This is a genomic window from Thermaerobacter composti, from assembly GCF_033582035.1.
In the GTDB taxonomy this organism is placed as follows: domain Bacteria; phylum Bacillota; class Sulfobacillia; order Thermaerobacterales; family Thermaerobacteraceae; genus Thermaerobacter; species Thermaerobacter composti.
On the sequence record NZ_CP132508.1, the window covers coordinates 2275294 to 2288630 of the forward strand.

The 13337-nt window shown below is 68.3% G+C and carries 13 protein-coding genes; 8 read left to right on the top strand and 5 right to left on the bottom strand.

The features are described from left to right. The first annotated feature begins 69 nt into the window (after nt 1-69). A complete protein-coding gene (locus tag Q5761_RS09250; protein WP_318750372.1) occupies nt 70-1038 on the top strand; it encodes a sugar-binding transcriptional regulator in 969 nt (322 codons plus the stop codon). Between the two features lie 47 nt (nt 1039-1085). Here the strand turns inward: Q5761_RS09250 and Q5761_RS09255 are convergent, their stop codons facing one another. The 3 genes from Q5761_RS09255 to pdhA all read right to left on the bottom strand — a co-directional run bounded on the left by Q5761_RS09255 (nt 1086) and on the right by pdhA (nt 4450). Continuing rightward, complete coding sequence (locus tag Q5761_RS09255) at nt 1086-2441, bottom strand: dihydrolipoamide acetyltransferase family protein (RefSeq protein WP_318750373.1); 1356 nt, start codon at nt 2439-2441, stop codon at nt 1086-1088. Next, a complete protein-coding gene (locus Q5761_RS09260; protein ID WP_413084597.1) occupies nt 2438-3385 on the bottom strand; it encodes an alpha-ketoacid dehydrogenase subunit beta in 948 nt (315 codons plus the stop codon). The genes Q5761_RS09255 and Q5761_RS09260 overlap by 4 nt, the downstream gene beginning before the upstream one ends. A 90-nt stretch (nt 3386-3475) precedes the next feature. Next, nucleotides 3476-4450 carry a pyruvate dehydrogenase (acetyl-transferring) E1 component subunit alpha gene (pdhA, locus tag Q5761_RS09265; RefSeq protein WP_318751642.1) on the bottom strand — a complete coding sequence of 325 codons (975 nt, stop codon included), beginning with the start codon at nt 4448-4450 and terminating at the stop codon, nt 3476-3478. Nucleotides 4451-4740: 290 nt separating this feature from the next. Here pdhA and Q5761_RS09270 point away from each other — a divergent pair, with 290 nt between their 5' ends. From Q5761_RS09270 to Q5761_RS09300, 7 genes are all read left to right on the top strand, one after another. Further along, nucleotides 4741-5136, top strand: coding sequence for a transcriptional regulator GutM (locus Q5761_RS09270; protein ID WP_167758808.1), 396 nt, complete (start codon nt 4741-4743; stop codon nt 5134-5136). Between the two features lie 48 nt (nt 5137-5184). Next, on the top strand, nt 5185-5721 hold the full coding sequence (locus Q5761_RS09275) for a PTS glucitol/sorbitol transporter subunit IIC (RefSeq protein WP_135224143.1): 537 nt from the start codon (nt 5185-5187) through the stop codon (nt 5719-5721). A gap of 35 nt (nt 5722-5756) precedes the next feature. Next, nucleotides 5757-6779, top strand: coding sequence for a PTS glucitol/sorbitol transporter subunit IIB (locus Q5761_RS09280; RefSeq protein WP_318750375.1), 1023 nt, complete (start codon nt 5757-5759; stop codon nt 6777-6779). A gap of 68 nt (nt 6780-6847) precedes the next feature. Further along, a complete protein-coding gene (locus Q5761_RS09285; protein WP_318750376.1) occupies nt 6848-7270 on the top strand; it encodes a PTS glucitol/sorbitol transporter subunit IIA in 423 nt (140 codons plus the stop codon). Beyond that, on the top strand, nt 7245-8579 hold the full coding sequence (locus tag Q5761_RS09290) for an NAD(P)H-dependent oxidoreductase (protein WP_318750377.1): 1335 nt from the start codon (nt 7245-7247) through the stop codon (nt 8577-8579). Before Q5761_RS09285 ends, Q5761_RS09290 begins: the two co-directional genes overlap by 26 nt. 5 nt (nt 8580-8584) lie before the next feature. Next, a complete protein-coding gene (locus tag Q5761_RS09295) occupies nt 8585-9835 on the top strand; it encodes a PTS galactitol transporter subunit IIC (RefSeq protein ID WP_135224147.1) in 1251 nt (416 codons plus the stop codon). A 57-nt stretch (nt 9836-9892) separates the two neighbouring features. Next, on the top strand, nt 9893-10204 hold the full coding sequence (locus Q5761_RS09300) for a PTS sugar transporter subunit IIB (protein ID WP_318750378.1): 312 nt from the start codon (nt 9893-9895) through the stop codon (nt 10202-10204). Between the two features lie 430 nt (nt 10205-10634). Here Q5761_RS09300 and Q5761_RS09305 read toward each other — a convergent pair whose 3' ends face one another. Together Q5761_RS09305 and Q5761_RS09310 are read right to left on the bottom strand one after the other, a co-directional pair. Further along, on the bottom strand, nt 10635-12068 hold the full coding sequence (locus tag Q5761_RS09305; protein WP_318750379.1) for an aldehyde dehydrogenase family protein: 1434 nt from the start codon (nt 12066-12068) through the stop codon (nt 10635-10637). Nucleotides 12069-12178: 110 nt separating this feature from the next. Beyond that, a complete protein-coding gene (locus Q5761_RS09310; protein WP_318750380.1) occupies nt 12179-13312 on the bottom strand; it encodes a zinc-dependent alcohol dehydrogenase family protein in 1134 nt (377 codons plus the stop codon). Nucleotides 13313-13337 lie beyond the last annotated feature (25 nt).

Genomic DNA, 13337 nt, shown 5'->3' on the forward strand with positions numbered 1-13337 from the left:
AAGGATTCCACGGTGACCGCAGCGGCGAATGATACCATGGACACGGGTCTTGCAAGGGAGGAACGCCCGATGCAACTCGACGAGCAGACCATCGAGCTGCTGGTCCGCTGCGCCTGGCTGTACTACGAGGAAGGCCTGACGCAACAGGAGATCGCCGACCGACTCGGGATCAGTCGGCTACGGGTCAATCGACTCCTCAAGCAAGCTCGCGACACCGGGATCGTGCAAATCTCGATCCAACACCCTTCGGTTCGCCTCATCGAACTCGAGGAACGCATCATCGATCACTTTCGCCTGATGCGGGCGGTGGTGATACCCACCCCCCTGGACCGCACGCAGCTCAAGCGGGTCCTCGGCAAGGCCGCCGCGACCTATCTCGAACGGGCCCTTCGTCCCGGCGACTGCCTGGGGGTTACCTGGGGCACCACGTTGCTCGAAGTCGCGCAGCAACTGGTACCCCGCTCCGTATCCAACCTGCGTGTGGTGCAGATCACCGGGGGTCTGACCCCCGATGTGGGCGAGATCAACCCGTTCGACATCGCCCGTCGCGTGGCGGAGGCCTTCGATGCGCGTTGCTACTATCTTTATGCTCCCATGTTCGTCAGCCGACCCGAGGTGTGCGAAGCCCTGATGAACGAACCCTTCATCGCCCACGTCCTCGAACAAGCGCGAAGTGCAACCCACGTGCTCACCAGCGTTGGCGAGATGGAGCCCACGGCCACCTTCCGCCAGGTGGGCTACCTGGACGAAGCGACGTTCCGGTCGCTGATCGGGATGGGCGCCGTCGGTTCCATGTTCGCCCGCTTCTACGACGCCCTCGGCCAACCGGTCCCGAGTGATCTCGATCGCCGTACGGTGGCCATCCGCCTTGAAGACCTCAATGCCATCGAAGACGTCATCGTCGTCGCCGGTGGCCCGGCCAAGGTGCGGGCGCTGCTGGGCGCCCTGCGGGGAGGCTACGTGAAGACGCTGATCACCGATGCGGGAACGGCGCGGGCGCTGCTCACCGCCGACGGAGCCGTCGGCACGCCGCCGTAGCGCCGCATCACCCGCCGCTTCCGCCGCTTCCCACAAGGCTTCGTGCGCTACGACACCAACAACCGCCAGGGATCGCTCAGCGTCTCCACGAGAAACCGCAGGTATCGCGCCGCGTCGGCGCCGTCAAGGGCACGATGGTCGAAGGTCAGGCCGAGGGTCAACCAGTGCCTTGCAGACGATTCCTCCCGGCCTCCCACCGGCTCCTTCACGAAGGTCCCTACGGAGAGAATCCCGACCTGCGGCGGGTTCAGCAGGGCGTTGAAGGCTTCCACCCCGAACATGCCCAGGTTGCTGAGCGTAAACGTCCCGCCCCCGATCTCGTCGGGTTTCAACCGGCCTTCCCGCGCCCGCGAGGTGACATCGGCCACGGCCTTGACGAGCTCTGCCAGGGGACGCCGGTCTGCGTGGCGAACGACCGGTACCACGAGGCCACCCGCCGGCAGGGCCACCGCGATCCCGAGATGCACCGACCGAAAACGCCAGATCTCACCGTCTCGCCAGTGGGCGTTGAGATCGGGAAAGCGGGGCAGGGTTCGCGCGACCGCGAAGGCAAACAGGGCCGTATAGGAGAGCGACTGGCCGGTGGCCTCGGCCACCGCGGGTTCCAGCCGACGACGGAAGTCCTGGATCGCCTCGGCATCCGCCCGGGCGAACAAGGTCACCTGGGGGATGCGGGCGCTCTGCACCATCCGCTCGGCCACCGCCTTGCGGTTGCCCGACACGGGGATGCGTTCCACGCCGTCGTCCTCCGGCTCCGGAGCGGGTGGGCGGAACGCGCCATGCTCAGCGTCGCGGGGCGTCGGTGAAACCGCGTCCACCCGACCCCCTCCCTGGCGCCCCCGCGGGCCCGGCTCCCCTTTCGTCGTCGCGGCCATGGTCGCGGCCGCGGCCTCGACGTCCGCGAGGCGGATCACACCGCCACGACCGCCTGCCTGGACGCGGGCCAGGTCCAGGCCGAGCTCCCGAGCCCGCCGCCGCGCCGCAGGCGTGGCCCGGATGCGGTTACGACCGAGTGCCGCACCGCCGGGAACCTCCGGTGCGCCTTTCCGGGCCTCTCCATGGACCTCTCCTTGGGCCGCTCCTTGGGCCGGATCGGACCGCGCGCTGGGGTCGACGTCGGCCTGCGGTTGGGGCGGGTTCTGGCGGTCGTCGTCGTAACGCTCGCCGGGGGCCGCGATGTAGGCGACGATCTCCCGCACCGGCACCTCGGCGCCCTCCGGATGGACGATCCGAGCCAGAACCCCGTCGGCTGGCGCTTCGACCTCGATGTCGGCCTTGTCCGTCTCCACCTCGAAGAGCGGCTCACCGGCCCGCACCGGATCGCCTTCCTTCTTGAGCCAACGAAGGATGATCCCCCGTTCCATGGTCATGTCCAGGACCGGCATGATCACGGGTTCCATCATGCCACACCCCCCGCGGCGACGCCGAGGACCCGCCGCACCCCGTCGACGATGTCCGCCACCTGGGGTAGGGCCATCTCCTCGAGCCGCTTGTTGCAGGGAATGGGCACCGGCTTCCCGCACACCCGAACCAGCGGCGCATCCAGGTAGTAGAAGGCCTCGCTCTCCATGATGGCGGCTGCGATCTCCGCACCGACGCCACCGTGCTCGACGGCCTCGTGGGTGATGACGACCCGTCCCGTCTTCGCCACCGACCCGACGATGGTGTCCCGGTCCAGGGGCAGCAGCGTTCGCGGGTCGATGATCTCCACGTCCACTCCCTCCGCCGCCAGGAGCTCCGCAGCCTGCAGGGCGCGCTGCACCTGGTACGATGTGGCGATGACGGTGACGTCCCGCCCCGGCCGGACCACGCGAGCCTTGCCGATGGGAATCGTGTAGTCCTCCTCCGGCACGGGACCCTTGACGCGATACAGCAGTTTGTGTTCGTAGAAGATCACCGGGTTGTCGTCGCGGATGGCTGCCTTCAGCAGGCCTTTGGCCTCTGCGGGGTCCGAGGGCATCACGACCTTGAGACCCGGGACATGGGCCGTCCACGCCTCGAGGCTTTGCGAGTGTTGGGCTGCCGCCCCCGTCCCGGCTCCCCCCGGCGTGCGCACCACGATCGGAACCCGCGCCTTCCCTCCGAACATGTAGCGAATCTTGGCGGCCTGGTTGACGATGGCGTCCATGGCGTTGGTGATGAAATCCGAGAACTGGATCTCCACCACCGGCCGCATCCCCAGCAAGGACGCACCGATGGCACACCCCACCACGGCCGACTCGGCGATCGGGGTATCCCGCACCCGCTCCGGGCCGAACTCCTCCAGCAGCCCGTTCGTCACCCCGAACGCACCGCCATAGATCCCGATGTCCTCCCCCAACAGGAAGACCCGGGGATCGCGACGCATCTCCTCGGCTAGCGCTTCACGGATCGCCTGGGCCGTCGTGAGCTCGCGCACGCCCCTCACCCTCCGTCCCTTGCGTAGAGGCAACGTCCGTCACTCTGCGTAGACGTCGGCCAGCAGGTCGGCCGCATCCGGTTCCGGGCTCTCCTCGGCGTATCGGACCGCCGCATCGATCCGCTGCATGACGTCGGCTTCCAGCGCATCCAACTCCTTGGCCTCGAAGCCGTGGGCCTCCAGATGCCGGCGGAAGGCGGGGATGGGATCGCGGGCCTTCCAGCGCTCCACCTCCTCCCGGGTGCGGTAGCGCTGGGCGTCGCTCCGGGAGTGACCCCGGTACCGATACGTGACGGCCTCGACGAGGGTGGGCCCCTCCCCCTGGCGGGCCCGATCCACCGCTTGCCGGGCCGCTTCGTACACGGCCAGCACGTCGCAACCGTCGACCCGGAGCCCCGGGATGCCGTACGCGTGGGCGTGCTCGTGGATTCGCGGGTTGCCCAGCATCCGCTCCACCGGAGCGGACATGCCGTACTGGTTGTTTTCACACACGAAGACCACCGGCAGCCTCCAGATCGCGGCCAGGTTGAGCGCCTCGTGGAAGTCGCCCTCGTGCACGGCCCCGTCCCCGAAGAAGGCCACCACCACCTGCGCCCGCTCCTGCATCTTCAAGGCCAGGGCCGCCCCGCAGGCGATCCCCAGGCTGCCGGCGACGATGCCGTTGGCTCCAAGATTCCCGACCTCGATGTCGGCGATGTGCATGGAGCCGCCCTTCCCCCGGCAGTATCCCGACACCTTGCCCATGAGCTCCGCCATCATCCGGTTGACGTCCTGTCCTTTGGCGATGGCGTGTCCGTGTCCCCGATGGGTGCTCGTGATGTAGTCGGACGGTTCCAACGCGGCGCAGACGCCGACGGCAACGGCCTCCTGGCCGATGTACAGGTGCATGGTGCCGTGGATGCGCCCGGCGTAGAAGAGCCTCTCCGCAGCCTCCTCGAAGCGGCGGATGAGCACCATGGTCTCGTACATCCAGCGGGCCAGTGCCCGGTCGACTCCCAGCACCTGGGTGCCCATGCTCACACCTCCGCTCCCCCTCGTCCCGGTTCCGGGGGTGGTCCGTCGGGGCCCATGCAGATCAACTGTAACTATACCATATCAAATGGTTGAACCCCGGACCGTTGGCAAGGTATCCGTGGCCGCACGAAAACCGCGCCCATCAGAAGGAGATCGACGGAAAGCGGCGAACCCTGTGAACACAAAAGTTCATTACCAATTCACTTGTAATGGCCCGCGCACCGGGTTCCCTCGCACCCTGCTGCAACCCGGTGGACGTGGGGAGGACGGCGAGAGGGGGATGCGTCGGTGTGCCCGTCGACTGGCAAGGAGTCCTCGTGGCGCTGGCCGGCGCCTGGGCCGTCCAGGCTCTGCTGACGTACCGCCAAATCGCGCACTATCGGACTCTGCTCCGGCGGATCTACGCGTCCCGTAGCCGTGGCTTCCTGGGTTCCGGCCGCATCCGGCACGGCTGGCGGGGCGGAGCCGTCGTCATCCTTCTGGCGGACGAACACGGCACCATCGTCGACGCCTGGGTGCTCCGTGGCGTCTCGGTGTTCGCCCGCTTCCAGCGGGAGGAGGTGTGGAACGGCCGTCACGCAAGGGAACTCGCCGCGGTGGATTCGTCCGACCCTTCGGTCCCCCTGGTTCACAGGGCGGCGGCCGAGGCAGCGCAGCAGATCGCGGCCCGCATGGCCGCTGGATGATCCAAGGCGGGCACCGCCTGCAACACGCTTCCGAGGGGAAGATCCAACATGGACGTCCTTGCGCATGGCGCCGAGTGGTTCATCGGCTTGTTCCGGAAGGGCGGGGAGGTGTTTCTCAGCCTCGCGGGAGGCATCTTGCCCACCCTCATCTGCCTGCTCGTGGCCGTCAATGCGCTGGTCCGCATCATCGGCCAGGAGCGCGTGGAGCGTTTCGCGCAGCGGATCACGCGCAACGTGGTCCTCCGCTACACCCTGCTCCCCGTCCTGGCGGTGTTCTTCCTGACGAACCCCATGGCCTATACATTCGGTAGGTTCTTGCAGGAGCGCCACAAACCCGCCTTCTACGACGCCGCCGTCTCCTTCGTCCACCCCGTCACCGGCCTCTTTCCCCACGCCAACCCTGCCGAACTCTTCGTATGGCTTGGCATCGCCCAGGGCGTGGAGCAACTGGGACTGCCCCTGGGTCCCCTCGCCTTGCGGTACTTCCTCGTGGGCGTCGTCGTCATCTTCCTTCGTGGCGTGGTCACCGAGCTGATCACCAACCAGTTGTTGGCCCGTCGCCAGAACGTGAGAACGAGTCCGTAACCGGGTCGAACGCATCGGATCGGAGGAGGACTGTCATGCGCCGGTACCGTACCGTGATCGTCCGCAAGGGGCCGGGCGGCTGGGGAGGTCCCCTGCGGATCACCCCTTCCGACGAGCGGAATGTCATCGCCTCCGTCACGGGTGGGGGCATCCACCCGGTGGCGCAACAGATCGCCGAGCTGACGGGAGCCGACGTCGTGGACGCCTTCAACAACCCGGTCCCCACCGACAAGATGGCGTGTGTGGTCATCGACTGCGGCGGCACCGCGCGATGCGGCGTCTATCCGCGGATGGGGGTCCTCACGGTCGACGTCACCCCGACCTTCCCCTCCGGGCCGTTGATGCAATACATCCGCGAGGACAACTTCGTCTCCGGCGTGACGGCGGAATGCGTGGAATTGGCGGAAGAGGCGGACGTCCCCACCCAGACCCGAGAGCCGGAGCCCGCGCCCGCCATGACAGCCCCCACGGCCACCCATGCGGCCGCCGTGCACCCACCGGCTCCCGTGGCCCAACCCGCGGGCGGCTCGGACAACCCGCTCACGCGCATCGGGCGGGCCGTGGGGGGCGTGGTGGGGATCTTCTACCAGGCCGGCCGGGAGACCATCGAACAAGTCCTGCGCAACATCATTCCCTTCATGGCCTTCGTCTCGACCCTCGTGGGCATCATCCTGGCATCGGGCCTCGGCAACCTCATCGCCGCCGGCATCAAACCCCTGGCGGGCACCCTTCCTGGACTGCTGCTCATCTCCCTGGTATGCAGCCTTCCCTTCCTGTCCCCCGTGCTGGGACCCGGTGCGGTGGTCGCCCAGGTCGTCGGGACCCTGGTCGGCGTGGAGATCGGACGGGGCAACATCCCGCCCCAGCTCGCCCTGCCCGCCCTCTTTGCCATCAATCCCCAGGTGGGGTGCGACTTCGTGCCCGTTGGACTCACGCTGGGCGAGGCCAAACCGGAGACCATCGAGGTCGGCGTACCGGCGGTGCTCATCTCCCGGCTGTTCACCGGCCCGGCCGCGGTCGTCATCGCCTACCTTGCGAGCTTTGGCCTCTACCGCTGACGTCGGCACGTCCTTGCCGCTGAATTCGGCACGTCCAGACGCCAACCTGGGACAGGTGGGAGAGCGCGATGACCGTCTTCGAGAGCCGTGTCCTCGAGCTCGGACCCGAAGCGGAAGAGCTGATCGCCGCCGGCTTCCTGATCCTCTTCGGGCCGTCGGCTCCGCCCGAACTGCGGCAAGTCGCCGTGATCCACGAGCCCCGGCACCACAGGGCGCCCCTCGAAACGGGTCAGCATCTGTGGGTCGGGCCGAACCGGTACACCATCACAGCGGTCGGGTCGATGGCCAACCAGAACCTGCAGAACCTGGGACACGTGGTGATCAAGTTCAACGGACGAACCGAACCCGAGCTCCCCGGCGACGTGTGCGTGGAGACCTGGCCGACGCCCGCCGTACGACCGGGCATGTGGATCCGCGTCGAGAGGGTGGCCTCGATCCCGGCGACAACGGAAGGGGGGCGCGAAGGTGCTGAACATCAACCGGCACCTTGACGACCGCGAGCGAGTCGGCGCACCCATTCGCGTCGGCCTGGTCGGGGCGGGTCAGATGGGCATGGCCTTCGCCGCCCAGGTGGGGCGGATGCGCGGCATACGCCTGCTGGCCGTGTGCGATCTCGATCCGGCACGGGCTGCCGATGCCCTGGTCGCCGCGGGATGGGCGCGCGACGGGATCGTCGATCTGGACGCGGGACCGTCCCCTGACGGCGAACGACCGGGTGTGACGGTGGCTGCAGAGCGCCTGCTCGAACGCCCGCTCGACGCCGTCGTGGAGGCCACGGGCGATCCCGAGGCGGGTGCGCGGGTGGCGGACGCCGCGATCGCCGCGGGGTTGCACGTGGTGATGCTCAACGCCGAGGCCGATGCGACGGTAGGCCCATGGCTCGCGTACCAGGCCGCGCAACGGGGCGTCGTGTACACCGGATCCGCCGGTGACGAGCCGGGTGCGACCAAGGAGCTCTACGATTTCTGCGATGCATTGGGCTTCGAGGTGCTCGTCGCGGGGAAGGGGAAGAACAACCCCCTCGACCCCTTTGCCACCCCGCAGAGCGTCCGCGCCGAAGCCGTGCGCCGCGGGATGAACCCGAAGATGCTGGCGTCCTTTGTCGACGGAACGAAGACGATGGTGGAGATGACGTGCCTCGCCAACGCCACCGGCCTGGTCCCGGATGTCCCCGGCATGCACGGCGTCGAAGCCGACCTCGACACCGTGGTCGATCGACTCCGCCTCGTCAGCGAAGGCGGCGTGCTGAACCGGTACGGCGTGGTCGAGTACGTCCGCGGCTTGGCACCGGGCGTGTTCGTCATCTTCCGGGCGCAGCACCCGATATCCCTGGAAACCCTCCGGTACGTCCGCCTGGGCCAGGGCCCCAACTTCGTGCTCTACCGCCCGTACCACCTGACCAGCGTGGAAACGCCCTTGTCCGTGGCGCGAGCCGCGATCTATGGGGAACCCACCATCGCGCCGCTCGGCGCCCCGGTGGCGGAGACCGTCGCCGTGGCCAAACGCGACCTTCGCCCCGGAGATCGCCTCGACGGTCTGGGGGGGACGACCGTATACGGCCTCTGCATCGAAGCGGATCGCGCTCGCCGCGACCAGCTGCTCCCTGTGGGCCTGGCGCTCCCGGGGACCCGCGTCGCCCGGCCCGTGCGGAAGGGGGAGGTGTTGACGTACGGGGACGTCGAATGGCCCAGCGAAGAACCGGTCGTCCTCACCTTGCGTAGACGGCAGGACGAGCACTTCGCAGCGATGGGGCCCGATGCGCACCGTGTTCCGTCCCGCACATCACCTCCTGAGGAGTGAAGGGCATGGGTGTGATCCAGTACATCCTCGATCTCGGCGCCTCCGTGATGCTTCCCATCATCATCTTGCTCTTGGGGGCAGCCTTTGGCCTCGGATGGGGACGATCCTTCCGGGCGGGTCTGACCATCGGCGTCGGTTTCGTCGGGATCGGCCTCGTCATCAACCTGCTGGTGGAGAACCTGGGGCCGGCGGCCAAGGCCATGGTGGATCGGTTCGGCGTGCAGCTGGACGTGGTGGACGTCGGCTGGCCGGCGGCTGCCTCCATCGCCTTCGCGTCACAAGTGGGGGCGTTCGTCATCCCCATCGGGCTTGGGGTCAACATCCTGATGTTGCTCACGCGGACCACCCAGACGTTGAACGTCGACCTTTGGAATTACTGGCACTTCGCCTTCACGGGCGCCCTGGTGGCCGCCGCCACCGGAAGCCTGCCGCTTGGCCTCATCGCGGCTGCGATCAATGCCGCCATCGTGCTGAAACTGGGCGATTGGTCGGCCCGCTCCGTCCAGGAGTTCTACGATGCACCCGGCATCTCGTTGCCCCACGGGTTCTCGGCGGCGTACGTGCCCATCGCCGTGCCGTTGAACGCCCTGCTCGACCGGATCCCCGGCATCCGATCCGTCGTCATCAGCCCGGAATCCATCCAGCGCCGGCTCGGCGTCATCGGGGATCCCCTGGTCCAGGGACTGGTCCTGGGCATCGCCCTCGGCTTGCTGGCCGGATACAACGCTCAGAAGACCTTGCAGTTGGGCATCACGATGGCCGCCGTCATGTTGCTGATGCCGCGGATGGTCCGCTTGCTCATGGAGGGGCTCATGCCAGTCTCGGAGGCCGCCCGGCAGTTCATGCAGCGGCGGTTCGCCCACCGGATGGTCTACATCGGCCTGGATTCGGCCATCGCCGTCGGACACCCGGCGGCCATCGCCACGTCCCTCATCCTGGTGCCGATCGCCATCGGCCTGGCGGTCATCATCCCTGGTAACCACGTCCTGCCCTTCGGGGATCTGGCCACCATCCCGTTCATGGTCGCCATGGTGATTCCCGTCGTCCGGGGCAACGTATTTCGATCGGTCATCATCGGTTCGGTGGTCCTGGCCGTCGGCCTGCTCATCGCCACGAACGTGGCGCCCCTGCACACCGAGGCTGCGATTGCCAGCGGCTTTCAGATGCCCGAGGGCGCCACGCTGATCTCGAGCATCTGCGACGGTGCCAATCCGCTGACGTGGGTTCTCCTGAAGTTGATGCAGTTGGTCTCGTAGCTGCGTGATACACTGGGATCGCATCCATCGGTGCCTTGCACGCCAGGGATGGCCGCGGTGACGGGGGGTCGGGTGATGCGGAAGAAGCGCGTCCTCGTCGTCTGTGGAACGGGCATCGCGACGTCGACGGTGGTGGCCGAGAAGGTGGCGAACGCCCTTCGCAGCCATGGCATCGATGCGGAGTTGATCCAGTGCAAGGTGACCGAGGTTCCCAACTATCTCAGCGACACGGACCTCATCGTGGCGACCACGGTCGTGGGCGATACCCGCGGCGTGCCCGTCGTACCGGCGGTGTCGCTCCTGACGGGCGTGGGAGAGCAGGAGGTCATCGACAAGATCGTCCAAGCGCTGTCGGCCGCCCAGCGTTGATGGGCCCGCCGGGTGTATAGCGCATAACCCTTGGGGGGGCAAAGGGGGCAAAGGGGGGCAAAGGGCATAGCCCTTGTCTGGCCATAAGCCACACCCCTCGTCGGCCGATGCCCCGAGCCGGGCCGGGGGCCGGTCTCGGCGAGACCGGCCCCCGGCGCTGGCGTGGGGACCGACGGTCGGCGCCGCGGCGGGGCCTCCGTCGGCCGCTGCTCTCCTCGTCCTCCGTCCGACACTGTTCTCCCCGCGGTGGTTCGAGCGCTGCTGGAGGAGGCCAGCGGGTACGCCATGGGTCAACGCCAGGGGTCGGCCGCCATGTCCCGTGCTTCATCGCTGAACACATGCACGCCTGCTCGCCGTCCTAACCTGCTCGCCGTCCTAAATCTATATACTCGAGTGGCCATGTCCCCGGCGCAGGCCACCTCACACCACCCTACAGGTTGAACACCACAAGTCGCAGGTCCGTCAGGTGCTCGATGGCGTAACGCGGACCCTCGCGGCCGATGCCGCTCCCCTTGACGCCACCGTAGGGCATCAGGTCCACCCGCCAGTTGGGGATCTCGTTGACCATCACACCGCCGACCTCGATGCGCCGCGCCGCCTTCATGGCCACGCCGATGTCCCGCGTATAGATGCCGGCCTGTAGGCCATAGAAGCTGTCGTTGACCATGGCAATGGCCTCGTCCACGTCGTCGAAGGGCACCACGGAGACGACCGGCGCGAAGACCTCCTGGCAGACCACCTTCATGTCCGGGCGCACGTCCACGAGCACCGTGGGTTCCAGCACAGCGCCATGCCGCCCACCGCCGCAGACGATGCGGGCCCCCTGCGAGACGGCTTCGCGAATCCAGGCCTCGGCCCGCTGGGCCTCGGCCTCGCTGATCATAGGCCCCACGTCGGTGTCCGGATCCAACGGGTCGCCGACCTTGAGCTTCCGGGTCTCCGCCACCAGCTTCTCCAGGAAGGCCTCGTACACCGGCCGCTGCACGTAGATCCGCTGCACCGACAGGCAGATCTGCCCGGCGTTGGCGAAGGCACCCCGGGCGCAGCGGGCCGCGGCCAGGTCCAGGTCGGCGTCGGCGCAGACGATGGTCGCCGAGTTGTTGCCCAGTTCCAGCAGCACCCGCCGCAGCCCCGAGGCCGCCTTGATCCGCTCGCCCACCGCCGCGCTGCCGGTGAAGGTGTAGGCGGCGATGCGGGGATCCGCCAGCAGCCACTCCCCCACCTCGCCCCCCGCACCCGTGACCAGGTTGAGGTAACCGGCCGGCAGCCCGGCATCGACCAGGGCCTGGACCAGGTGAACGGCGCTCAAGGGCGTGGCGGTGGCCGGCTTGAGCACCACCGCGTTGCCCGCCGCCAAGGCGGGGCCCACCTTGTGGGCCGCCAGGTTCAACGGAAAGTTGAAGGGACTGATGGCCGCCACCACTCCCACGGGAACCCGCAGGGTGAAGGCCAGCCGGTTCTCCGCCCCCGGGGCGGCCTCAATCGGTACCTGCTCGCCGTGGATGCGCTTGGCCTCTTCGGCCGAGATCTCCAGGGTCTGGGTGCAGCGGTCCACCTCGATTAGCGCCTCTTTGAGGGGCTTGCCTGCCTCGGCGGCGATGGTGCGGGCCAGTTCGGGCTTGCGCTCCCGGACCAGCTCCGAGGCCCGCTTGAGGATCTCATAGCGGCGGTATGGGGGCAGCGGATTCTCCAGGTAGGCCCGTAGCGCCGCGGTCACGGCCCGGTCCACGTCCTCCCGCGTCGCCCGGGCGACATGACCGATCACCTCGCCGGTGTACTTGTTGTACACCGCGATGGTCTCGGGTCGAACCACCCATTCGCCGCCGATGAACAGCCCATGGGTGCGAACCGCAACAGCAGCCATGATCCTATCGCCTCCCGCCGGATGGCCGGTCCTCCGGCCGTCCCCCACCCCCACGATACCGGTGCTCGCCCTCGGCCACCAGGCGCTCCCGGTGCCGAGTGCCCGAAAGTTCAGTCCGCATCGGGGAGCACCAGCTGTCGAACCGCTTCCCCGGCAGCCAACCGGTCGAAGCCCTGGTTGATCTCTTCGAGGCCAAGGCGATGGGTGATCAAGCGGTCGACGGGGAGCCGACCCGCCCGGAACAAGCGGAGGAAACGCGGCAAGTCCCGCCGGGGGACGGCGGAACCCATGTACGATCCCCGGATCACGCGCTCCTCGGCCGTCACCGTCACCGCCGGGATGGACAACATCGCCGCGGGATGCGGGAGGCCGACGGCCACGGTGGTGCCACCCCGCCGGGTGGCCCGATAGGCCTGGGCCAGGACGTCGGCGTTGCCCGCCGCCTCGATGGCGTAGTCCACGCCACCCCCGGTGAGATCCCGTACCGCTTCCACCGCGTCGACACCCCGGGCGTTGACGGTGTGCGTGGCGCCGAGGGCGCGAGCCCGCTCCAACTTGTCCGGCAGTACGTCGACGGCCACGACGGGGTACGCCCCGGCCGCCACCGCCCCCATCACCGCCGCCAGCCCGACGCCCCCAAGGCCGAACACCGCCACGGAACTGCCCGGTTCCACCCGCGCCGTGTTCACCACGGCGCCGACACCGGTCATCACCGCACATCCGAACACCGCGGCCACATCGAACGGGATGTCGGGGTCGATCTTGATCAGCGACTCCTCGGCCGCCACGGTGAACTGCGCGAAGGCCGACACCCCCAGGTGGTGGTGGACGGGCTGGCCGTGGCGGTGGAACCGGCGACCGCCTCGCAGGAGCTCGCCGCGCGCATTGGCTGCGTTACCAAGATCGCACAAGGCGGGCCTGCCGCTGGTGCAGTACGTGCACCGCCCGCACATGGGGACGAAGGTGAAGACCACGTGGTCGCCCGCCTGCACGGCGGTCACGCCGGGACCCGTCGCCCGCACGATCCCCGCCGCCTCATGCCCCAACACCATCGGCGTCGGGCGGGGCCGGCTCCCGTCCACGACGGAGAGATCGGAGTGGCAGATGCCCGCCGCCTTGAGTTCGACCAGCACCTCCCCGTAACCCGGCTCCTCCAGCTCCACCTCGTCGACCACGACCGGCCGGGATTCCGCATACGGCCGCGGTCGCCCCATCTCGAGGAGGATGGCAGCCCTCGTCTTCAACGCCGGCCCCCCTCTCCGCATCGCG

Coding starts and splice junctions, on each gene's coding strand:
- Q5761_RS09250 (WP_318750372.1), top strand. CDS start 70: ATGCAACTCGACGAGCAGACCATCGAGCTGCTGGTCCGCTGCGCCTGG.
- Q5761_RS09255 (WP_318750373.1), bottom strand. CDS start 2,441: ATGATGGAACCCGTGATCATGCCGGTCCTGGACATGACCATGGAACGG.
- Q5761_RS09260 (WP_413084597.1), bottom strand. CDS start 3,385: ATGCGTCGCGATCCCCGGGTCTTCCTGTTGGGGGAGGACATCGGGATC.
- pdhA (WP_318751642.1), bottom strand. CDS start 4,450: ATGGGCACCCAGGTGCTGGGAGTCGACCGGGCACTGGCCCGCTGGATG.
- Q5761_RS09275 (WP_135224143.1), top strand. CDS start 5,185: ATGGACGTCCTTGCGCATGGCGCCGAGTGGTTCATCGGCTTGTTCCGG.
- Q5761_RS09280 (WP_318750375.1), top strand. CDS start 5,757: ATGCGCCGGTACCGTACCGTGATCGTCCGCAAGGGGCCGGGCGGCTGG.
- Q5761_RS09285 (WP_318750376.1), top strand. CDS start 6,848: ATGACCGTCTTCGAGAGCCGTGTCCTCGAGCTCGGACCCGAAGCGGAA.
- Q5761_RS09295 (WP_135224147.1), top strand. CDS start 8,585: ATGGGTGTGATCCAGTACATCCTCGATCTCGGCGCCTCCGTGATGCTT.
- Q5761_RS09305 (WP_318750379.1), bottom strand. CDS start 12,068: ATGGCTGCTGTTGCGGTTCGCACCCATGGGCTGTTCATCGGCGGCGAA.